Origin of the sequence: Amycolatopsis pithecellobii (assembly GCF_009707865.1) — a bacterium.
GTDB lineage: Bacteria > Actinomycetota > Actinomycetes > Mycobacteriales > Pseudonocardiaceae > Amycolatopsis_E > Amycolatopsis_E pithecellobii.
This window is the reverse complement of record NZ_WMBA01000045.1, coordinates 31,584-51,518: the sequence shown is the minus strand read 5'-3', so window position 1 is coordinate 51,518 and position 19,935 is coordinate 31,584. Positions and strand designations below refer to the sequence as shown.

Here is a 19,935-nt window from a genome sequence, read left to right as displayed (position 1 = left end):
CCTTGGGGTGTCGACGCTGCCCTGGTGGCCGCTTCACGAAGACTGCGAACCGTGATTCCGGAACTGTTGTCCCTCATCGGGATCGCTGCTTTCGCCGTGTCCGGTGCGGTCGTCGGCGTGCGGCGGCGGCTGGATCTACTGGGTGTGGTGGTGGTCGGGCTGGCCACCGGAACCGGCGGTGGTGTGCTGCGTGACCTGGCGCTGAACGTGTCCCCGCCGGCGGCGTTCACGCACTGGCCGACCCTCGCCGTCGCCGTGGGCGCGTCACTCGGGGTTTTCGTGCTGCACGGGCGGTTGTCGCGTTTGCGGCGGCTGGAGTTGGTGTTCGACGCGTTCGGGATGGGCCTGTTTGCCGCCACCGGCGCGAGTTACGCGCTGGACCGGGCGGCGGGCCCGATGGCGGCGGTGCTGATCGGAACCCTCACGGCGGTTGGCGGTGGGGTCATCCGGGACGTGCTGGTCAACGAGATCCCGATCGTGCTGCGCCGCGAGCTCTACGCGATCTCGGCACTGGCCGGGGCGGTCCTGACTGTCGCACTGGTCGCGGCGACGGGGTCGCTGCCGTTGTCCACCGTCGCCGGAGTAATACTCGCGGTCGGCCTCCGGCTGATCTCCCTCTGGCGCGGCTGGCACCTACCCGCCCCCAAGAACCGGTAGCACCAAAGCAAAACCACTCAACTCGACCACCTCGACAAGCGAGTGGGAGTGGGCAGTCGGTCCATTATGGACTCAGTCTTCAGTCCTCCGTGCGCATCGCGACTACCGGGGTGGGGCGCATCGTGATCCGGGTTGCGATGGCTATGGAGCCCCAGCCGAAGGCGACCGCGGCGGCCACGATTCCCAGGTAGGCCAATGCGGGCACCGTCGGGATCGCGGACCCGGTCAGGCTCAGGCTGATGCCGATCAGTGGGGGGAGCGCGGCCACTGAACCGAGCACGACCGCGGCCACGACGATAACCGTTGCCTCGCCGCGCATCATTCCGCGTACCTGCCGCGGTTTCGCCCCGACCAACCGTAACAACGCGAACTCCCGGACCCGCGCCGCCGTCGCCAGCACCAGGATGTTCACCACCGCGATCGCGAGGAACGCGATCAGCACCAAATTCAACAGCAGCGAAACCGAGGATTCCACAGTGGACGAACCGCCGGTGAACGAAACCCCGTCTGTCAGCTGGATTTCCGGATGCGCGGCGAGCAAGTTCCGTAACGCGGCGGAATCAGTGCCGGCCAGGAGAATCGCGTCGTCGAGGCGGCTGGTGGTGTGGGCGACGACCACGTCGTTCGGCAAGGTCACGTCGCCGAATCCGAGCCCTTTTTCGTACACCGCAACGACACGCGCGGTGTACGGTGTGCCGTCCCCCAGTCGCAGCGCGAGCGTGGAACCGACGTCGACGCCGAACGTGCCGGCCGCGGTTTCGCTGACCGCGACGGTATTCCCCGTCAGACCCCCGAGGTTACCCCGCTGGACACCCAGGTCCATGACCGAGCCGAGCCCGGCGGTGGTGATGCCTTGCGCCGCATAGGATTCCGTCATGGTGTCACCCAGCTCCCGGTAACTGGCCAGCACCGACGTCCGCGCCACCGGAACCGCCGCGGTGATGCCGGGTACCTGCCGCACCGCGTCGGCCACCGGCGGCGCGATGCCGTCCCGGGCGACGAGCACGTGATCGGCGCGCACACCGTCCGCCACCTGGCGCTCGGCGGCCGTGCTGGTGGTGGTGACCGTGAAGATCTGCACCGCGGCCAGTGCCACCCCCATGATCAGCGGCGTAGCGGCCGAGCTGAGCCGGCGAGACCGGGCACGGGCACTGGTACTGGCCAGAAATCCCGCGACCGTGCGGCTCATGCCCAGCCTGCCGAACACACCGGCGGTCGCGGTGAACAACCGCGGTCCGAGTAGCGCCACTGCGACCACCAGTAGCAGCGCGGAGGTCGCCGCGCTCCCGGCCGCCGCCGTGCCGTCGAGTGCCAGCGGCAACGCCACCCCGTTCACAACCCCGGCGAGTGCCAGCACCCACCCGATGAGCAGCCGCGTCCGACCCAGTTTCGGCGGTTCGACGGCGGCCTCGCCCAGCGCCGCCACCGGGTTGATCCGCGTGGCCCGCCTTGCCGCGATCAGCCCGGCCACCACCGCCGCGAGCACGCACGCCACGACGGCAGCGAGCGCCGGGAGCGGTCCCACGACGAAGCGGAACCCAGCGGGGAGCGCACCGAAGCGGGCCAGTTCCGTACGCAGCAAGAAACTCAGCCCGATCCCGGGCACCGTGCCCAGCGCCGCCGCGACCGAGCCGAGCAGCAGTGTCTCGGTGGTGATGAGCCGCCGGACCTGCCGCGGGGTGGCCGCGATCGCCCGCAGCAGCGCGAACTCGCGGCGCCGCTGCTGGATCGACAACCCCAGCGTGCTGGCCACGACCAGCACCACGATCATCAGCATGGTCCCGCCGAAGGAGCCCGCGATCAGCATCAGGAACGACCGTGCGGACCCGATGTCGAGGAACTCCGCATCGGCGCGGTCGGCACCCACCGCGGTGGTGACACCGGGGACGTCGTGCCCGATCCGGGCCGCGAGTGCCGTGGCATCCGCCCCCGGATCGGCCAGCACCGCGACCGCGTCCACCTGGTCCGGGCGGCCGGACAGCACGCGCGCCTGCGCGTCGGTGAGGAATGCCGAATCCTGGGCGGGCGCGGTGATCCCCACGACGCGATAGCCGCTCGCCACCGCACCGACCGACAGGTCGACCGTGTCACCCGTGCGCACGCCCGACCGCGCGGCCAGCGCGCCGTCGAGGGCCACCTCGTCGGGCGCCTCCGGAGCGCGGCCGCCGGCGAGGGGAACCGGCCCGAGCCGCGTGGCCGACCAGCCATGCGCGACCAGTGGGACATCGCCACCCGGTCGCCGCAACCCGGCGTGCACGCTCACATCGCCTACGGCCGCACGTACTCCGGGCACGCGCGCGATGTCGTCGGCCCGAGCCGCCGGAAGCGTGACCCGCTCCGCGAAGCGCTGATCCAGGTCGTCGGTGACGGGCAGGGTCTGGGGTCCGGTGACCACGACCGGCGCCGCGGCATAGCGCTGCGGCGCGATCCCGCCACGCGCACCGGAATCGAGGAGGATTCCGCTCGCCGTGACGAGCGCGGAACCGCAGAACACGGCGACGAACGCGGCGGCCAGCGCGCCCCGCCGGGCCCGGATTGTCTGCCAAGCAAGGGAAAACACGGCGCTCACCACTCCCCGAGGTGCGTCATGCGCTCCGCGATCCGCTCCGGCGCGGCCCCTGCCAGCTCGCCCGCGATGCGGCCGTCGGCCAGGAACACCACCGAGTCCGCATAGGACGCCGCAACCGGGTCGTGCGTCACCATCAGCGCCGTCTGCCCCCACCGGTCCACCGCCTGCCGCAACGTTCCCAGCACCTGCCGGGCGGTGCGGGTGTCCAGCGCGCCGGTCGGCTCGTCCAGGAACATCACGTCGGGCCGGGTGATCAGCGCCCTGGCGATCGCAACCCGTTGCCGCTGCCCGCCGGACAGCTTGCTGGGGCGCCGGTCCAGCGGCACGTCCAGCTCGACCGAGCGCACCACTTCGGCGAGAAGGCCCGGCTCGACGGGCCGGTTGTCCAGCCGCAGCGGCAGCACGATGTTCTGCTCGACGGTGACCGCGTCGAGCAGGTTGTAGGCCTGGAACACGAACCCGGTCCGCCGCCTGCGCAACTCGGTCAGCTCGGTCTCCCGGAGGCCGGTGAGTTCCTGCTCGCCGAGCAGCACCCGGCCCGAGGTCGGTTGGTCCAGACCAGCGGCGCAATGCAGGAACGTGCTCTTGCCTGAGCCCGACGGCCCCATCACCGCGGTGAAACTGCCGCGCCGCAAGGCAATCGTCACGTTGTCCAGCGCGCGCACCGCCGTGTCCCCGCTGCCGTAGGTCTTGCTGACCGACAGCAGCCGTACCGCGTGGGTACGCTCGCCCGTCACCGTCGTCATCGCTGTTTCCTTCCCGTTTTTCCAGCGATGTCGACGTTATGGGCGTGGCGGGCGCGGCACATTGCCGCCAGATACCCGATCCGGGGTACAGCCAGCTATACCCCCGGGGCATCGGTCAGGCGGCGGCCGTTCGCGCCGCGGGCGGCAGGAGCGACTCGTCGGCCGCGGGCCACGCCAGCGGGTCCGGGCCGAGCGCGACCAGCTGCGCCACCTGCTCGGCACACCAGGGGGAGACGGCTCGCCTTCCGTCGAGTACCTCCCCCGCGAAACCCGCCCAGTCCACCCACTCGTAACTGTCCACTTCGGACGGATCAGGGACCGGGTCGGTGCCCGTGCGGGCGCGGAACACCGGGCACATCTCGTTTTCGACGATGCCGCCCATGACCGCGCGGTAGCGGAAGCGCGGCAGGACCAGCGTGACGTCGGTGACCTCCACGCCGAGCTCCTGCCCGGTCCGGCGCCCGACGCTGGCCGCGATGTCCTCGCCCGGTGCCGGATGACCGCAGCAGCTGTTGGTGAGCAGGCCGGGGAAGGTCTTCTTGGTGCGCGCGCGGGTGGTCAGCAGGAGGCGGCCGTCCGGACCGAAGAGGTAGCAGGAGAAGGCCAGATGCAGTGGGGTGTCGTGATGATGAACCTCCGCCTTGTCCAGCACGCCATTCGCTTCCCCTGACTCGCTCAGCAGCACGACCTGTTCCATGCGACCGATCGTAGGTTGTGGCCCCGTGGCGGGCCGAGCGATTCCCGTAGACATCCCGTAATGGCCGAACGGTGTCGCGCGGGCCACACTGAACTCATGGACACACCTGCCAAACGGCGGACCGAGCTGAACCCGGCCCGCGTGCTCGGCCTGGCCGCGGTGGCGGCGGGCATCCTCGCGGCGGCGGTGAATGCCGACGCCTGGTGGTTCCTGCTCGGGACCATCGCGTTCGTCTTCCTCTTCGTCGCCGGCGAGGGGCAGTGACGGGTCTCGCCTTCCCGGCGCGGCACCGGGCGCGATGACGGCTGCCCGGCGATTGCCCTTGTACGGGGCAGGCTTCGTCACGGCCTTCGGCGCGCACAGCATCGCCGCCGGACTCGGCGGGTACGTCGGTGGTCACGCGTCGTTGCTCACGTTGGGCCTGTTGCTGGCCGTCTACGACGGTGCCGAAGTGGTGCTCAAACCCGTGTTCGGCTCGCTCGCCGACCGCATCGGGCCCAAACCCGTGCTCCTGGGCGGGCTGTTCGCGTTTTCCCTGGCGTCGGGCGCTTTCGTGCTCGCCGGCGACCCGGCGATGACGGGACTGGTGCGGCTGGGCCAGGGCGCCGCCGCGTCGGCGTTCTCCCCGGCGGCGGGTGCGCTGGTGGCCAGATTGTCCCCCCAACGCGGGCACGGTAGGGCGTTCGGTGGCTACGGGGCGTGGAAAAGCCTCGGGTACACACTCGGCCCGCTGCTGGGCGGGGTCTTCATCGTGGCGGGCGGATTCGCCCTGCTGTTCGGGATTCTCGCCGGGCTCGCGCTCGCCGTCGCGGTCTGGGCGGCGCTGGCCGTGCCCGGCGTCCCGCCGTTGCCACGAACCCGGCAGACCGTCCTCGACCTCGTGCGGCGCCTGCGCAATCCCGGGTTTCTGCACCCGACCATCGCGCTGGCCGGCACCACTGGCGCACTCGCCGTCGGGGTGGGTTTTCTTCCGGTGACCGGTGCGGCGGCCGGGCTCGGCCCGATCACGACCGGCGCCGCGGTGTCGGCGCTGGCCTTGTCCTCGGCGCTCGTGCAGCCGTTGGCCGGGCGCGCGCGGGACGCCAGCCGCCTCGCCGACCGCCCCGGCATGGCGGCCGGGCTCGGCGTGACCGGCGCCGGACTGGTGGTGGCGGCACTCGCGCCGGGGGTCGTGGGATTGATCGCCGCTGCGGTCACTATCGGCGCCGGGATCGGCCTTGCCACCCCGCTTTGTTTCGCGCACCTGGCCACGGTCACCCCGCAGGAGCGGCTGGGGCAGACGATGGGCGCGGCCGAGGTCGGGCGCGAACTGGGTGACTCCGGCGGGCCGCTGCTCGTCGGTGCGATCGCCAGCGCGGCGACGCTCGGCGCCGGATACTGGGGCCTCGCCGCCGTGCTGGTCGTCGCCGGACTGACCATGGCGTGGGCGAAATAACATGCTCAAGCATTAATTGCTAATGCATAATAAAACGCGCATGCGCGCTGCGGGAAGGCCATTTCGTGCCTGGGTGGGCCGGCCGGCGCATCGAAACGGAGGTTTCCCTGATGGCGCCAGCCGAACCGGCCAGGGCCGGGCGGACCGTGGCGGTACTGGCGTTCTCCGGGATCGTGGTCTCGCTCATGCAGACCCTGGTGATCCCCCTCATTCCTGAGCTGCCTTCGCTGCTGCACGCCTCGGCGTCCAACGCCACCTGGGCGATCACCGCGACGCTGCTGGCCGGCGCGGTCGCGACCCCGGTCATCGGCCGGCTCGGCGACATGTTCGGCAAGCGCCGCATGTTGCTGATCAGCCTGGCGCTCCTGGTCATCGGATCGGTGGTCGCCGCGCTCGCCGGGGCGCTGGTGCCCATGGTGATCGGCCGCGCGCTGCAGGGTTTCGCCGCCGGGGTGATCCCGCTGGGCATCAGCATCATGCGGGACGAGCTGCCCGCCGAGCGGCTTGGCTCCGCGACGGCACTGATGAGCGCGTCGCTCGGGGTCGGCGGTGCGCTAGGCCTGCCCGCGGCGGCGTTCCTGGCCGACCGCGCCAGCTGGCACGCGCTGTTCTGGACCGCCGCCGCGGCCGGCGCGATCGCCACCGCGCTCGTGGTGACGATGGTGCCCGAATCCGCGGTCCGCTCGCCGGGCCGCTTCGACTTCGTCGGCGCGGTGGGCCTGTCGATCGGGTTGCTGTGCCTGCTGCTGGGCATCTCCAAGGGTGGTGACTGGGGCTGGGGGAGCGCGCTCACCATGGGCACGTTCACGGCGGCGGTCGTCGTGCTGCTGCTGTGGGGCTGGTGGGAACTGCGGATCCGGGAACCATTGCTGGATCTGCGCACGACGGCCCGCCGTCAGGTGCTGCTGACCAACATCACTTCGATCGTGTTCGGGCTCTCCATCTTCGGAGTCTGGCTGGTGGAGCCCCAACTGCTGCAGCTGCCGGCGGCGACCGGTTACGGGCTCGGCGCGGACATGCTGACCGCCGGCCTGGTCACCGCGCCGGCCGGGCTGGTGATGATGGCGATGGCACCGGTGTCCGCGCGGATCTCGAGCGCATGGGGCCCGAAACTCACCCTGATGCTCGGCGCCATCATCGTCGCCCTGGGCTACGGGCTCGGCGTGGTGCTGATGTCCCAGCTGTGGGAGCTCGCGCTCGTCGCGGCGGTGATCGGTGCGGGCATCGGCCTCGCCTACGGCACGCTGCCGGCGCTGATCATGGCGGCGGTGCCGGTGTCCGAGACCGCCGCCGCGAACAGCGTGAACACGCTGATGCGCTCGATCGGCACATCGAGTGCGAGCGCGATCGCCGGCGTCGTGCTGTCCCAGCTGACGATCAGCCTGGACGGACAGATCTTGCCGGCGCAGAGCGCTTTCCGGGTGGTGCTGGGCATCGGCGCGGCCGCGGCGCTCGTCGCGCTCCTGATCGCGGCGTTCCTGCCCGGCCGCCGGACGGCGGCCACCGCGGAGAAGCCCGCGGTCGCCGGCTTCTCCGCGGTGGCGGACCCCCGGCCTGCCCCCGCCTTGGCTACTTGCTCGCCACCCGCCGGTACTGTGCCGTCGCAAGCGGCGCGAAGATTGCGATGATCGCCACGCAGCACAGCACCGCGTAGAGGGCGGCGTGCTGGGCCGGCCAGCCCACCGGTGGCGGCCCGACCTCGTTGCCGAACAGCTGCCGGGTCGCGTTGACCACCGCGGTGAACGGGTTCCATTCGGCGAACGCGCGCAGCGGCCCTGGCAGCGTGGCGAGCGGGACGAACGCCGAGGAGATGAAGCTGAGCGGGAACATCCAGATGAGCCCCGCGCTCTGCGCCACCTCGACACTGCGCGCGGCGAGCCCGATCAGCGCACCGACCCACGACAGCGCCCACGCGAACATCAGCATCACCAGATAACCCAGCACCGCGTCGACGAAACTGCCGCGGATCCGCCACCCGATGGCGAGCCCGCACGCCGACATCACGATCAGCGCGACGATGCTCACCACGAGATCGGACGTGGTCCGGCCGAACACCACCGCGAGCCGGGACATCGGCAGCGAGCGGAACCGGTCGATGATCCCCTTCTGCAGGTCGTTCGCGAACCCGATCACGGGTGAACGCCGAGTTGAACGCGACCGTCTGCGCGAAGATCCCGGCGATCAGGAACTCCCGGTATGCCGCGCCGCCCGCGTTCCCGCCGATCGCGTTGCCGAAGACGTAGGCGAACAGCAGCACGAACATGATCGGCTGCAGGGTGGCGGCCATCAGCCAGTCCGGGTTGCGCCGCACGTTCATCAGGTTGCGCCAGGTGATGACGCCGCCGTCGGAAAAGCCCTTCGCGATCGCGTTCATTTCGCCGCCCCCTCGGTTTCCGTCGCGCCGTGCCCGGTCAGGGACAGGAACACGTCGTCCAGCGTGGGTCTGTGCAGCCCGACGTCCTGCACCGTGACGTGCTCCGCGTCGAGCCTGCGCAACGCCTCGATCAGCGCCTTCGGGCCGGTGTCGACGAGAATCCCGGCGCGCCTGGTGTGCTCGTCCCCGGTCGGCTCGCTGGACCCGACCTCGCGCAGCACCCGCAGGGTGACCGGCAGGTCGTGCGCCGAGGCGACGACCAGTTCGAGCCGCTCACCCCCGGTCTGGGCCTTGAGCTCGTCGGCCGTGCCGCGCGCGATCACCCGGCCCTTGTCGATCACCACGATGGTGTCCGCGAGCTGGTCGGCCTCCTCGAGGTACTGGGTCGTCAGCAGCACCGCCGCGCCGTCCTGGGCCAGTTCCTTGATGACGGCCCAGGTGTCGAGGCGCCCGGCCGGGTCGAGGCCGGTGGTCGGCTCGTCGAGGACGACCACGGCGGGCTCGCCGACGAGCGCACCGGCGAGGTCGAGGCGCCGGCGCATCCCGCCGGAATATCCCTTCGCCGGCCGGTCGGCGGCTTCTTCGAGCTGGAACCGGGCCAGCAGCTCCCGGGCCCGCGCCCGTGCGGCGGCCCGGCGCCGCCCGTACAGCCGGCCGACCATGTACAGGTTTTCGTAGCCCGTGAGGTTTTCGTCGACCGCCGCGTACTGGCCCGACAGTCCGATCTCACGGCGGACGGCGTCCCGGTCGGTGAGCACGTTGTGCCCCGCGACCCAGGCTTCCCCTGAATCCGGGCGCAGTAGCGTGGTCAAAATGCGCACGGTGGTGGTTTTGCCGGCGCCATTCGGACCGAGCAGGCCCAGCACATGCCCCGCCGGGATGTCCAGATCCACCCCGTCCAGCGCCCGTGTCTGCCCGTACGTCTTGACCAGTGCCCGCGCCCGGACGGCGGTATCCGGTTGCGACATTCTTCCCCCTGTCCTTCGGTGTCCGACCAACATAGGAGGAGGCACCGACAAAAACGTCAGGGTTTTTCCCTGGACTCCGGTGCCGCGACGCGAGGGTGAGCTGAGCCGCTAACCACTCGTTCGGAGTATGGCCCTCACCCACGGCTTCGATCGCCTGCTCGCTTCCGCGGTTTTCTCACTTTCCGTGACCGGATGCGAGACGCTTTTCGCGGTCTCATAGCTCCTTGGAGGAAAGGGTGCACGTGGTTTTCTACCTGGAATGCACGTGCACGTGGCACGTGCATTCACCCGTGCAGTAGGCAGTGGTAGCTTGCTGGCTGCAATATGCACGTGCATCCCCGCGGGCACAAAGGACGGCGAATTCGACCATGAGCGCCACGGAAGACACTGATTCGGTTGAAGCACGGCTGACCGACCTCATCGACCGGGGGTACCGCTTCATCCATCCCCGTGATCAGGACGGCACGGTCGTCGCCGTCGTCGGGGTCCGCCCGCACGGCACCGTCGTCGACATTCTGCGCCTCGAGGGCGAGGACGAGGCGACCGCCCTCCGGGTGCCCGCCGACGAGCAGGATCCGCTGACCCCAAGCCAGACGCTCTGGCGCTGCCACGGTGCCGCGGGTCAGGTGCTCGACGAGCTGCTCGCGCTTCCCGACGATTCCCGGACGATCTCGACCGTCACGTCCGGAAGGGGTTCCACTCGCCGCGTCCATGCTTGAGGATGGCGCGGTGACCAGTCTGGATGATCTCTCGCTGCGATGTCGGGCCGCGGGCGGTGAACCGGATCTGGCGGCGTCGCTGGCGGCCGCGCAGGCCGGCGACGAAAACGCGTTCCGCGTGCTCTATCGCGCACTCCAGCCCGGCATGTTGCGTTATCTGCGGGTCCTGGTCGGTGAGGATGCCGAAGACGTCGCGTCCGAGGCGTGGTTGCAGATCGCCAACGGCCTGTCCGGTTTCCGTGGCGACATCGACGGATTCCGCGGCTGGACCGCGACGATCGCCCGCAACCGGGCGCTGGATCAGCTGCGCAGCCGGCGTCGCCGCCCGCTGACCACGGACGCCGAACTGCTGGTCGAGTTCCCCGCACGCGACAACACCGCCGACTCGGCCGTGGACACCCTGTCCACCGACGCGGCGCTCGCCCTGATCGCGAAACTGCCGCCGGACCAGGCGGAAGCCGTGCTGCTGCGGGCCGTCGTCGGGCTGGACGCGGCCGGGGCCGCGAAGGTGCTCGGCAAGCGCTCCGGCGCGGTGCGCACCGCGGCCTACCGGGGGCTGCGCAAGCTGGCTGAGCACTTGGAACAGGCGGGTGTGACAGATCCGGGCGCCCTGACGCTGAATGAAATGAGATGAGCACACACCGAGCCCGTTCTGTCGACCGGTTCACCGCGGAGCAGCTGCTTCGCGGTGAACCGGTCGTCGGCAGGGGGCCGGACGCCGTGAGGGAATTACTGTCGGCCGCGGCCGCGCCCGCGACCGAGGCGGAGCTTGCAGGGGAGCCCGCCGCCCTCGCGGCGTTTCGGAGCGCGCAGCCCTTCCCGGCCACGCGGCCACGGAGGGGCTCGATCATCGGTTCGCTCACGGCGAAGGTCGCGGCCGCGGCCGTGGGCGCCGTGGCGGTGGGAGGGGTCGCTTTCGCGGCCGCGTCCGGCACCCTGCCCGCGAACCCGGGTGGTCCGGCTCCGGTGCCTGCGCCGTCCGTGGGGCGGACCAGCGACACGGTGCGCATCCCGGCACCGCCACCGCCGGTTCCGCATTCCGTTGCCGGGCAAGCGGAAAGCCCGGGCAGCAGCCCGGCGAGTCGCGCCAGCACGACCGGCGCGACCACCGCAGCACCGCCCCCGCCGGTCACCAGCCACCCCGGCGGTCAGGGCAATCAGGGCAAGGGCACCCCGTCCGCGAAACCCGTGGAGAAGGGGCCGACGAAAACCCATCCGGTGACACCGTCGAAAGGCAAGCCCGACGGTTGATCCCCCTAGCGGCGGCGGTTTCCTACGCCCTCTTCTTCCGAAGGGAATCGCCGCTTACGGACGAGCGGCGGGCACCGCCCCCCAGGCCCGCCGCTCGTCCTCCTTTCCCCGCCATGATCGTTGGAGACGCGATGGTCAACTCCTGCCCGCACACGATCACCGCCGCCAGCTACCTGCTCGGTGTGCTGGCCGCGAGCGAGCGCGACGAATTTCGCCGCCATGCCGCCGGCTGCGCCCCCTGCCGACGCGAGCTCGCCGAGCTGCGGCCGGTCACCTACGCGCTCGCGTCGGTCAGAGCGCGGGCGCGGGCGTGAGCCGGCCGCCGCGGGGTCAGTCGCCGGTGGGTCGTTCGTCGCGCAGTGAACGGCGGATTTCGGCGAGCTTGTCCTTCGCGGCGCGGTGGCGCTCGGCGATCTGCTCGTCAACGGACGCGGTGTCACCGGACAGCTCGGTCATGCCATCGGCGACCGCGGAACGGTGCTCGATCTTGTCACGGACATAGTCGAAGGTCGGCACCCCGCCTTCGGTGTAGTCGCCTTCCGGTTCGGTCATGCCCCCAGTCTGCCACCGGCCGCGCCGGCAGGCGCTAGGTCCGGGCCAGATCGTCGGCAACACCCAGTTCGGCGAGCAGGGTTTCGCGCAGCACCGGGAACTCCGGTGACTTGCGGTCCCGCGGGCCGTCGAAGCCGATCCGGTGTTGCGCGGCGAGGTGGCCGTCGCGCATCGCGACCACGCGGTCCGCGAGGAGGATGGCCTCGTCGACATCGTGGGTGACCAGCAGGACCGCGGGACGGTGCCGGGTGACCAGATCGCGGACCAGCGCATGCATCTTGATCCGGGTGAGCGCGTCGAGCGCCGCGAACGGCTCGTCCAGCAGCAGCAACCGCGGCTCGCGCACGAGCGCGCGGGCGAGCGCGACCCGCTGCGCCTCACCGCCGGACAATGTCGCGGGCCAGGCTTCGGCGTGGCCGTCGAGGCCGACCTCCGCCAGCGCGCGCAGGGCGGCCGCGCGTGCGTTGCCGCCGAGGCCGACCGAGACGTTGCGCCAGACCCGGCGCCACGGCAGCAGCCGGTGTTCCTGGAAGACGACCATCTTGGCGTCCGGCGCGGTGATCCGGCCGTCATCGGATTGGTCCAGACCGGCGAGCAGGCGCAGCAATGTCGTCTTGCCGCAACCACTCTGCCCGATCAACGCGACGAACTCGCCCTCCGCGATGTCCAGGTCGAGTCCATTGAGGACGGTTCGGGCGCCGAACCGGCGAACCAGCCCGCGGACCTCGACGGCACTCACAGCTTCACCGAGTGGTCGGCGATGTCGATCTTCCTGGTGAGGATCTTCCGTTCGGCGAGCCAGTCCGCGCCGCGTTGCAGTTGGGCGATCCCGTCGTCGTTCATCAGTGACAATGTGGTCTGGACATTCTTCGCGGCCATCTTGTCGATCACCGCCCCCGGATAGTTCGACACCGTGTTCCCGATCCGCAGCGACTCGGCGTAGTGCTGGTTCTGCCAGTCATAGTCCTCTTTGAACGCCTTGATCACGGCGCGGATGACGTCCGCGTTCTTTTCGGCGTAGTCGCGCCGGACGAGGTAGCTGGAGAAGTCGATCGTGAAGTCCAGTTCGTCGTTGTCGACGAAGATCGGGGTCGCCCCGTACTGCACTTCGGCGATTTCGCGGAACCCCTGCCAGATCGACCACGCGTCGATCTGCCCGCTCCCGAACGCCGCCGACGCTTCAGGCGGGTTCATATAGACGAACTTCACCCTTTCCTTGGGTACGTTGTATTTCTCCAGCGCGGCCACGAGCAGGAACTCACCCAGCCCGGCCTTGTTGACTGCGACGCCCTTGCCGACCAGGTCACTCACGTGCGAAATGCCGCTGCCGGGCCGTGCGACGATCGCCGTGGTACGCGGGGTCGACGCGCCCCAGGCGACGTACACGAGGCCCGCCCCGGACAGGATCGCCTGGTCCGCCGGTGTCGTGCTGCCGCCGAAGCTGAAATCGGCGCTGCCGCCTACGACGGCCTGCATACTGGGCGCGTGGTTGGGAAACGGCCCGACCCATTCGACGGTGATGCCTTGGTCCTTGAGCGTTTTTTCCAGCACACCACGGCTTTTCGGGACCGAGATGGTCCCGTAGGTCAGCCGTACCTTGCCGGGTGTGCCGCCGTCGGACGCGGCGGTCGCGCCGCACGCGGCGAGTGGCACGGAAAGCGCGGCGGCACCTGCCGCGGACAGGAAAGTTCTGCGGGACACGGTGGTTCGGGCTGACATGGGGCTCCTCAGGCGTGCAGTTTTGCGTAGGTGGGGTGCCAGCGCAGCAGCCGGCGTTCGAGCAGCCGGGTGATCAAGTCGCACACGATGCCGATGACGGCGTAGATGATCACCACCAGCACGATCACGTCGGCCTGCAGGAACTCGCGGGCGTTGGTAGCCATGAAGCCGAGTCCCGCGTCGGCGCCGATGGTTTCGGCGATGACGAGCGCGAGCCAGGCCGCGGTGAGGGAAAGTCTGAGCCCGCCCAGGATCGACGGGAGCGCGCCGGGCAGCACGACCCAGCGAACCTGCTCGGCGCGGTTCAGCCCGACCACTTCGGTCATTTCCAGCAACTTCGCGTCGATCTGGCGGATGCCGAGCACGGTGTTGAGATAGAGCGGGATCGAGGTGCCCAGCGCGATGAGGAAGATCTTGCCGCCCTCGCCGATGCCGAACCAGACGATCACCAGCGGCAGGATCGCCAGAAACGGGACCGCGCGGACCATCTGGATGGTGCGGTCGAGAAATGCTTCCGCCACCCGGGAAAGCCCGACGAGCAGGCCGAAGCCGAGGCCGGCGACCGCGCCGATCACGAATCCGGTGGCGGCGCGTTGCAGGCTTGCCAGCAGGTTTTCCGGCAGCTCGCCGTCGGCGATCAGCTCGGCTGCCTTGGTCAGGACCGTGCTCGGCGCGGGCAGCACCTGCTGGGAAATCAGGCCCAGCCGGGCGGCCAGTTCCCAGATACCGAGCACGGCGAGCGGGGCCAGCCACGAGACGGCACGATAGGGGAAGCGGATCGGGGTGCGCCGCCTGTCCTTAATGGTCACCGTCATGTGTCCATTGTTTTGGGCAGCGAGAGACGGTGTCAATTGCCGTAGCCGGCGTCCCAGAGGTCGGGATCGATCCACAGTGGACCATTGCCGGTGGGCACGGAAACGGCTTGGTTCGGCGGTTTTTTCGCGCCGGTGAGCAGTTCGATCTCGAGTACGGTGAGGCTGCCGTAGCGGCGCAGTGCCTCGTCGGCGGTCAGCCGCACCCGCGGCAGCGTTTCGCCGGTGACCGCTTCGACCGTGCCGGCGTATTCCGCGAACGGCCGCCAGCCGGGGACGACCCGCTCGCCTTGTGTGCCGCGAAAGATGAGGGTGGGCAACGCATACCGGAGGCGACCGTTGACTTCCTTGGCGCGGCCGCTGTGCGGGCCGGGCGCTTCCAGATGCCGTACTTCGTCGCAGGGCGTGCGGGTTTCGGTCCAGTCCTGCTCGACCGCGTGTTCCTGGTGGGGGAGTTCCCGAGCGAGCCGGGGGACGTCGAGCCCGGGAAGGCAGGCCACTGCGGACAGTACACTGTGGACATCGTCGGCCGGGCGGCCGGAGACGAACGTTGTTTCCCGGAGCCTGCGCAGAACCTGGTCGGCGAGCACGTCTCCTTGTGCTTCGGCGGCTTTGGCCGCCATCGACGCCGGCCAGCTCGTGCGCGCCACCCACGCCAGCTTCTCCGCGTGCGGCGCGCCGGTATGCCGGCTGATGTCGGCGATGAACCCGGCGTACCACGCGGCTTCGGCGTCCGGGTCGGGCGGCAGTTCATCGTCCCGATCGAACAGGATGCCGAACACCCGCCGCCAGCGCGCCCCCAGGGGCTCGGTCACCAGCCGCAGCAGGCGGAACTTCGGCTCCGAGCCCCACGCCCACGGGCAGGCGGGATCGGTGTACTCGACCACCTCGAGCACGGGCAATTTTCCTTTCCCAGCGGCGCGAGTTGAGCGTTGCGTGCGCGCGAGTTGAGCGTTGGGAGTGTGCGAGTTGAGCGTTGCGTGCGGCGGGAAGGCGCAACTCGCGCGGCGGGAACGCTCAACTCGCGCGGCCACGCAAGCCGCGTCAGTCAGCGCAGTCAGTCCTCTTGGGACACTTCGGCCCAGAGGCTGGGCAGATTCACCACGATGCCCTCCTGGCTGCTGCGCGCGATGATCACCACCGCGTCTTCCTCGCCCGGGTTTTCCTCCCGGTGCGGGACATACGGCGGCACGAAGATGTAGTCGCCGGGACCGGTCTCCAGCCGGATCTCCTTGTCGCCGTCGGCGAAGACGAACACCGGGTGGCCGGACTTGATGTAGATAGCGGTCTCCGCCTCGCCGTGGTGGTGGTCGCCGGAGTTGGTGGCCGGGCCGACGTGCGTCTCGCCCATCCACACTTTTTCCGAGCCGACGGTTTTGCCGGACACCGCCTCCAGCCGTCGCATTCCGCTGGTCTGCATCGTGTCTTCGGTCAGCTCACCGCCCTTGATGTGGCGCAATGGCTGATGCCAGTGATCGGTCATGTGCCGCTCCTTTCCGTTTGCCGGTCAGCAGTTGCGCGATCGACGTCGCGGTCAGCATCCGGTCGAGCTGTGCCTCGAGGTCCGCCCAGAACGGGGGCAGGAACTCCGCGGTGCCGTGGTAGCTCAGCCCGGCCCGTGGTTCATTGCGGATCGACAGCAGCTCACCGTCGACCGCCAGCACCGCGTCCCGGACGCTGATCGTCCCGGCGTCACGGGCGAGCCAGTACCCACCGTCGCAGCCGCGCTGGCTGCGCACCAGATCGGCGCGACGCAGGTCACCCACCACGGCCTTGATGAACCGCGGCGGGATGTCCTGGCGCACGGCCATTGTTTCGCAGGTCGTGGGCTGTGACGTGTCCGAGGCGAGCTCGAGCAGCACCCTGATCGCGTAGTCCGCCCTGGCCGAGATGCGCATGTTTCCCATTGTGCGCCGGCGCTCACACGGCGGCCGGTTCGCGGTGCCGGTTCGCCAGTTCCGCGCGGACCAGGGGTAGCAGGTGACGGCCGTAGTCGATCGCGTCGTCCAGCGGGTCATAGCCGCGGATGAGCAGGGTGCTCACGCCGATGTCGACGTAGTCCAGCAGCGCCTTGGCCACCGTTTCCGGCGTGCCGACCAGCGCGGTGGAGTTCCCGGCGGCACCGGTGGCCTTCGCCGGCGCCGTCCACAGTGCACGGTCGTGCCGTTCGCCTTTTTCCGCAGCGGCCAGCAGGCGCAGGCTGCCGACGTTCTGGGGCTGCCCGCCGTCCCGCCATTCACGGGCGATCTTCGCCGCGTCCGTGGCGGTGACCGTATCCAGGATCCGGTGTGCGCGTTCCCAGGCCAGGTCCTCCGTGGGGCCGAGGATGGGCCGGAAGGACACACTGATGCGCGGTGGCGTGCTGCGGCCCGTCGCCGTTGCCGCTGCCCGGATCGACGCGATCTGCTCCGCGGTCTCGGCGAGCGGTTCTCCCCACAACGCGAACACATCGGCGTGTTTGCCACCGACCCGGTAGGCCGCTTCGGACGACCCTCCGAAGTAGACCGGGATGCGGCCCCGCAGCGGCCGCACCTGACCGACGTAACCGTCCACTTTGTAGTATCGGCCATGGTGGGAGAACGGTTCGTCCGCGGACCAGGCGGCCTTGACCACGTCGAGGTATTCGTCGGTCCGCGCGTACCGTTCGTCCTTGCCGAGGTAGTCGCCGTCACGGGCCTGCTCGGTGTCGCTGCCGCCGGTGATGATGTGCACCGCGACACGGCCGCCGCTGAAATGGTCGAGGGTGGCGAAGGCGCGCGCGGCGAGTGTCGGTGCGACGAAACCGGGACGGTGCGCGACCAGCAGGCCGAGCCGCTCGGTGTTCGCGGCGGCGAACGCGGCCACCTGCTGGCCTTCCGGCCAGCCCGCGCCGTAGCCGATCAGCACCCGGTCGAACCCGCCGTCCTCATGCGCCCGCGCGAACCGCCGGACGTAGTCCGGATCGATGACCGGTCCGCGGGCGGGCCGCGTCTCGCTCGCGTCGCGCGTGCCGATCATGCCGATGAACTCGACCGCCATGACATGTTTCCCCTCTGCTGCGGACGAACGATCAACGACGCCAGCAAACGATGGTGTGTCACCGGTTGTCAATACAGCCACCCGCAGGTGTCCATTCCGTGGACGGGCTGGGCAACCGGACGGGCCCGTCTTACCGTGAGGCTCGTGACGACCGTTGCCGCCCCCAGCCTGCCGGGCATCGTCCGCGAACTCGCGGCGCGTGCCGGGCAGCATGATCAGGACGGCAGCTTTCCTTTCGAGGGCATCGAACTCGTGCACTCGGCCGGGCTGCTGACGAGCACCGTGCATCCCCGTTACGGCGGGCAGGGCGCGGGAATCCTCGACACCGCGCGGCTGCTCGCCGAGCTCGGCCGTGGTGACCCGTCGGTCGCGCTGATCACGGCGATGACGTTGTTCTCCCATGCGGCACAAGGAGAACAGCCCAGCTGGCCCGAGGAGGTCTACCGGGCGGTGCTGGCGGACTCGGCGCGGCGGCCGGTGCTGATCAACGCGCTGCGCGTGGAGCCCGCGCTGGGTTCACCGAGCCGCGGTGGCCTGCCGGAGACCGTCGCGCGGCGCACGGCCGGCGGCTGGTCGCTGTCCGGGCGCAAGATCTACTCGACGGGTTCGGCCGGTCTCGAGTGGATGGTGGTGTGGGCACGCACCGATGAACCTGAACCGCGCGTCGGCGGGTTCCTGGTGCGCGCCGGTTCACCCGGTATCGAGATCGAGCCGACGTGGGACCATCTGGGCCTGCGCGCCAGTGCCAGCCACGACGTCATTTTCACCGACGTACCGGTGGAAGGTTCGCTCGAACTGTCCACTCCGGACAGTGTGCGGCCGCCGGCGGCATTGACCTGGCAGCTGGCGCTTCCGGCGCTGTACCTGGGCGTGGCCCGCAACGCGCTCGACTGGCTGGTGGGTTTTCTGCGCGACCGGGTGCCATCCGGACTGGGCAAACCGCTGGCCACGCTGCCGAGGTTCGAAACGGGCGCCGGTGAGATCGCCGCCGCGATCCAGGGTGCCGAGGAGTTGCTGTTCGGCCTCGCCCGGCGGCTCGACGAAGGTGATCCCGGCGCACCGGCCCGGGTCGGTGTCGCGAAGGTACTGGCCACGCGGGCGCTGATCTCCGCCGTGGAGCAGGCGCTCGCGCTCGCCGGGAACCCCGGGCTGACCCGGCATTCCCCGCTGCAACGCCATTACCGCGACATCCTGTGCAGCCGGGTGCACACCCCGCAGGACGACGCCGTGCTGACCGCACTCGGCCGCACGGTACTGGGAGGCACATAGATGAGCGTGACGCTGCACTGGTTCCTGCCGACCCACGGCGACGGTCGGTCCATTGTGGACAAGCCCTCGGAAAGCGCTTTCGGTGCCGGTATCCCACGGGAACCGGAGATCGGCTACCTGGCACAGGTCGCGCAGGCCGCCGAGCGGCTCGGGTTCACCGGGATGCTCACGCCCACCGGAAGCTGGTGCCAGGACGCGTGGCTCACCACCGCCGCGCTGCTGGGCGTCACCCAGCGCATCAAGTTCCTGGTGGCGTTCCGGCCGGGCTCGATCACCCCGACGCTCGCCGCGCAACAAGCCGTGACCTACCAGCAGGTTTCGGGCGGGCGGCTGTTGCTCAACGTGGTCACCGGCGGCGACCCGGTGGAGCAGGCGCGGTTCGGCGATTACTTGTCCCACGACGAACGGTACGACCGCACCGACGAGTTCCTTGCCGTCATGCGGGAGATCTGGGCGGGGGAGCCTGCCGATTTCGCCGGCCGGTACTACCAGATCGAGGGCGCCACCGCGTACACCACGCCCGATCCCGTGCCACAGCTGTATTTCGGCGGTTCCTCCGACGCGGGCATGCAGGTCGCGGCGCGGCGCGCGGACGTGCACCTGACCTGGGGTGAGCCACCTGCGGCCGTCGCGGAGAAGATAGCCAGGCTGCGCAAGCTGGCCGCCGACGCGGGGCGGGAGCTGCGGTTCGGGATTCGCCTGCACACCATCAGCCGCGACACCTCGGCCGCGGCGTGGGCGCAGGCCCAGCAGCTGTACGACCAGTTCGACCCCGTGGACGTCGCGGCCTCGCAGGCGAAGTTCGCCGCCGGGGATTCGGTGGGGCAGAAGCGAATAACCGCGCTGCACGGAGGCAGGTTCGACGGTGACGCGCGCTCTCTCGAAATCCACCCGCATCTGTGGGCCGGGATCGGCCTGGTGCGCGGCGGCGCTGGCACGGCGCTCGTCGGCAGCCACGCCGAGGTGGCCGACCTCATCGAGGAATACCACGCGGTCGGGATCGAGGAATTCGTCCTGTCCGGCTATCCGCATCTCGAAGAGGCGTACTGGTTCGGCGAAGGCGTCCGGCCGGAGCTCGCCCGCCGCGGCCTGCTGGCGAACGCGGAGGCCCCGGCTCTCAGGTAGTGAGACGGGACCCGTGGTGATGGT

General features: G+C 70.1%; 22 protein-coding genes and 1 pseudogene. 10 read left to right on the top strand and 13 right to left on the bottom strand.

The features are described from left to right. Positions 1–51: 51 nt before the first annotated feature. Complete coding sequence (locus tag GKO32_RS25250) at positions 52–657, top strand: trimeric intracellular cation channel family protein (protein WP_312868521.1); 606 nt, start codon at positions 52–54, stop codon at positions 655–657. A gap of 79 nt (positions 658–736) precedes the next feature. On the opposite strand, the gene GKO32_RS25245 is transcribed toward GKO32_RS25250, so the two are convergent. The 3 genes from GKO32_RS25245 to idi all read right to left on the bottom strand — a co-directional run bounded on the left by GKO32_RS25245 (position 737) and on the right by idi (position 4,669). Further along, a complete protein-coding gene (locus tag GKO32_RS25245; RefSeq protein WP_312868520.1) occupies positions 737–3,217 on the bottom strand; it encodes an ABC transporter permease in 2,481 nt (826 codons plus the stop codon). 5 nt (positions 3,218–3,222) lie between these two features. Further along, the gene (locus GKO32_RS25240) at positions 3,223–3,972 is read right to left on the bottom strand and encodes an ABC transporter ATP-binding protein (RefSeq protein WP_154759391.1); all 750 of its coding nucleotides are present in this window, start codon (positions 3,970–3,972) and stop codon (positions 3,223–3,225) included. A gap of 115 nt (positions 3,973–4,087) precedes the next feature. After that, positions 4,088–4,669, bottom strand: a complete 582-nt coding sequence (gene idi, locus GKO32_RS25235; RefSeq protein ID WP_154759390.1) for an isopentenyl-diphosphate Delta-isomerase — start codon at positions 4,667–4,669, stop codon at positions 4,088–4,090. 96 nt (positions 4,670–4,765) lie between these two features. Here idi and GKO32_RS25230 point away from each other — a divergent pair, with 96 nt between their 5' ends. From GKO32_RS25230 to GKO32_RS25220, 3 genes are all read left to right on the top strand, one after another. Then, positions 4,766–4,933 (top strand): hypothetical protein, encoded by a 168-nt coding sequence (locus tag GKO32_RS25230; protein ID WP_154759389.1) that lies wholly within the window; start codon positions 4,766–4,768, stop codon positions 4,931–4,933. 34 nt (positions 4,934–4,967) lie between these two features. Further along, positions 4,968–6,104, top strand: coding sequence for an MFS transporter (locus GKO32_RS25225; protein ID WP_154759388.1), 1,137 nt, complete (start codon positions 4,968–4,970; stop codon positions 6,102–6,104). Positions 6,105–6,214: 110 nt separating this feature from the next. Further along, entirely contained in the window at positions 6,215–7,732 is a 1,518-nt protein-coding gene (locus GKO32_RS25220) for an MFS transporter (RefSeq protein WP_154759387.1), read from the top strand. On the opposite strand, the pseudogene GKO32_RS25215 reads toward GKO32_RS25220, so the two are convergent. Together GKO32_RS25215 and GKO32_RS25210 are read right to left on the bottom strand one after the other, a co-directional pair. Next, a pseudogene (locus GKO32_RS25215) lies at positions 7,674–8,478 on the bottom strand (ABC transporter permease). The gene GKO32_RS25220 and the pseudogene GKO32_RS25215 sit on opposite strands and share 59 nt — an antisense overlap. Further along, entirely contained in the window at positions 8,475–9,446 is a 972-nt protein-coding gene (locus GKO32_RS25210; protein WP_154759386.1) for an ATP-binding cassette domain-containing protein, read from the bottom strand. Before GKO32_RS25210 ends, GKO32_RS25215 begins: the two are co-directional and overlap by 4 nt. 368 nt (positions 9,447–9,814) lie before the next feature. Between GKO32_RS25210 and GKO32_RS25205 the strand changes: the two genes are divergently transcribed. The 4 genes from GKO32_RS25205 to GKO32_RS25190 all read left to right on the top strand — a co-directional run bounded on the left by GKO32_RS25205 (position 9,815) and on the right by GKO32_RS25190 (position 11,730). After that, a complete protein-coding gene (locus tag GKO32_RS25205; protein WP_154759385.1) occupies positions 9,815–10,165 on the top strand; it encodes a hypothetical protein in 351 nt (116 codons plus the stop codon). Between the two features lie 10 nt (positions 10,166–10,175). Continuing rightward, positions 10,176–10,799 (top strand): RNA polymerase sigma factor, encoded by a 624-nt coding sequence (locus GKO32_RS25200; protein WP_312868518.1) that lies wholly within the window; start codon positions 10,176–10,178, stop codon positions 10,797–10,799. Then, positions 10,796–11,416 (top strand): hypothetical protein, encoded by a 621-nt coding sequence (locus tag GKO32_RS25195; protein WP_154759383.1) that lies wholly within the window; start codon positions 10,796–10,798, stop codon positions 11,414–11,416. The genes GKO32_RS25200 and GKO32_RS25195 overlap by 4 nt, the downstream gene beginning before the upstream one ends. Before the next feature lie 113 nt (positions 11,417–11,529). After that, positions 11,530–11,730 carry a zf-HC2 domain-containing protein gene (locus GKO32_RS25190; protein WP_154759382.1) on the top strand — a complete coding sequence of 67 codons (201 nt, stop codon included), beginning with the start codon at positions 11,530–11,532 and terminating at the stop codon, positions 11,728–11,730. A 16-nt stretch (positions 11,731–11,746) separates the two neighbouring features. On the opposite strand, the gene GKO32_RS25185 is transcribed toward GKO32_RS25190, so the two are convergent. The 8 genes from GKO32_RS25185 to GKO32_RS25150 all read right to left on the bottom strand — a co-directional run bounded on the left by GKO32_RS25185 (position 11,747) and on the right by GKO32_RS25150 (position 17,517). Continuing rightward, the gene (locus GKO32_RS25185) at positions 11,747–11,968 is read right to left on the bottom strand and encodes a PspA/IM30 family protein (RefSeq protein ID WP_154759381.1); all 222 of its coding nucleotides are present in this window, start codon (positions 11,966–11,968) and stop codon (positions 11,747–11,749) included. 34 nt (positions 11,969–12,002) lie between these two features. Further along, positions 12,003–12,707, bottom strand: coding sequence for an ABC transporter ATP-binding protein (locus tag GKO32_RS25180; protein ID WP_312868516.1), 705 nt, complete (start codon positions 12,705–12,707; stop codon positions 12,003–12,005). Then, positions 12,704–13,687, bottom strand: a complete 984-nt coding sequence (locus GKO32_RS25175) for an ABC transporter substrate-binding protein (RefSeq protein ID WP_154759379.1) — start codon at positions 13,685–13,687, stop codon at positions 12,704–12,706. Before GKO32_RS25175 ends, GKO32_RS25180 begins: the two co-directional genes overlap by 4 nt. An 8-nt stretch (positions 13,688–13,695) precedes the next feature. Then, entirely contained in the window at positions 13,696–14,502 is an 807-nt protein-coding gene (locus GKO32_RS25170) for an ABC transporter permease subunit (protein ID WP_154759378.1), read from the bottom strand. A gap of 32 nt (positions 14,503–14,534) precedes the next feature. Then, positions 14,535–15,395 (bottom strand): thioredoxin domain-containing protein, encoded by an 861-nt coding sequence (locus GKO32_RS25165; RefSeq protein WP_208024532.1) that lies wholly within the window; start codon positions 15,393–15,395, stop codon positions 14,535–14,537. A gap of 161 nt (positions 15,396–15,556) precedes the next feature. Beyond that, positions 15,557–15,982: a cupin domain-containing protein gene (locus GKO32_RS25160; RefSeq protein ID WP_154759376.1), complete on the bottom strand. Its 426-nt coding sequence runs from the start codon at positions 15,980–15,982 to the stop codon at positions 15,557–15,559. Continuing rightward, positions 15,936–16,397, bottom strand: a complete 462-nt coding sequence (locus tag GKO32_RS25155; RefSeq protein ID WP_154759375.1) for an RrF2 family transcriptional regulator — start codon at positions 16,395–16,397, stop codon at positions 15,936–15,938. Before GKO32_RS25155 ends, GKO32_RS25160 begins: the two co-directional genes overlap by 47 nt. 22 nt (positions 16,398–16,419) lie before the next feature. Then, the gene (locus tag GKO32_RS25150) at positions 16,420–17,517 is read right to left on the bottom strand and encodes an LLM class flavin-dependent oxidoreductase (RefSeq protein ID WP_154759374.1); all 1,098 of its coding nucleotides are present in this window, start codon (positions 17,515–17,517) and stop codon (positions 16,420–16,422) included. Between the two features lie 144 nt (positions 17,518–17,661). Between GKO32_RS25150 and GKO32_RS25145 the strand changes: the two genes are divergently transcribed. Both GKO32_RS25145 and GKO32_RS25140 read left to right on the top strand, forming a co-directional pair. Further along, positions 17,662–18,786, top strand: a complete 1,125-nt coding sequence (locus GKO32_RS25145; RefSeq protein WP_208024531.1) for an acyl-CoA dehydrogenase family protein — start codon at positions 17,662–17,664, stop codon at positions 18,784–18,786. Further along, a complete protein-coding gene (locus GKO32_RS25140; protein WP_154759372.1) occupies positions 18,787–19,911 on the top strand; it encodes an LLM class flavin-dependent oxidoreductase in 1,125 nt (374 codons plus the stop codon). The last annotated feature ends 24 nt before the right edge of the window (positions 19,912–19,935 follow it).

Bases quoted from the DNA above. Each gene is read 5' to 3' on its own strand.
- GKO32_RS25205 (WP_154759385.1), top strand. From the start codon at position 9,815: ATGAGCGCCACGGAAGACACTGATTCGGTTGAAGCACGGCTGACCGAC.
- GKO32_RS25175 (WP_154759379.1), bottom strand. From the start codon at position 13,687: ATGTCAGCCCGAACCACCGTGTCCCGCAGAACTTTCCTGTCCGCGGCA.
- GKO32_RS25230 (WP_154759389.1), top strand. From the start codon at position 4,766: ATGGACACACCTGCCAAACGGCGGACCGAGCTGAACCCGGCCCGCGTG.
- GKO32_RS25195 (WP_154759383.1), top strand. From the start codon at position 10,796: ATGAGCACACACCGAGCCCGTTCTGTCGACCGGTTCACCGCGGAGCAG.
- GKO32_RS25140 (WP_154759372.1), top strand. From the start codon at position 18,787: ATGAGCGTGACGCTGCACTGGTTCCTGCCGACCCACGGCGACGGTCGG.
- GKO32_RS25150 (WP_154759374.1), bottom strand. From the start codon at position 17,517: ATGGCGGTCGAGTTCATCGGCATGATCGGCACGCGCGACGCGAGCGAG.
- GKO32_RS25170 (WP_154759378.1), bottom strand. From the start codon at position 14,502: ATGACGGTGACCATTAAGGACAGGCGGCGCACCCCGATCCGCTTCCCC.
- GKO32_RS25225 (WP_154759388.1), top strand. From the start codon at position 4,968: ATGACGGCTGCCCGGCGATTGCCCTTGTACGGGGCAGGCTTCGTCACG.
- GKO32_RS25155 (WP_154759375.1), bottom strand. From the start codon at position 16,397: ATGCGCATCTCGGCCAGGGCGGACTACGCGATCAGGGTGCTGCTCGAG.
- GKO32_RS25185 (WP_154759381.1), bottom strand. From the start codon at position 11,968: ATGACCGAACCGGAAGGCGACTACACCGAAGGCGGGGTGCCGACCTTC.
- GKO32_RS25220 (WP_154759387.1), top strand. From the start codon at position 6,215: ATGGCGCCAGCCGAACCGGCCAGGGCCGGGCGGACCGTGGCGGTACTG.
- GKO32_RS25160 (WP_154759376.1), bottom strand. From the start codon at position 15,982: ATGACCGATCACTGGCATCAGCCATTGCGCCACATCAAGGGCGGTGAG.
- idi (WP_154759390.1), bottom strand. From the start codon at position 4,669: ATGGAACAGGTCGTGCTGCTGAGCGAGTCAGGGGAAGCGAATGGCGTG.
- GKO32_RS25210 (WP_154759386.1), bottom strand. From the start codon at position 9,446: ATGTCGCAACCGGATACCGCCGTCCGGGCGCGGGCACTGGTCAAGACG.
- GKO32_RS25190 (WP_154759382.1), top strand. From the start codon at position 11,530: ATGATCGTTGGAGACGCGATGGTCAACTCCTGCCCGCACACGATCACC.
- GKO32_RS25240 (WP_154759391.1), bottom strand. From the start codon at position 3,972: ATGACGACGGTGACGGGCGAGCGTACCCACGCGGTACGGCTGCTGTCG.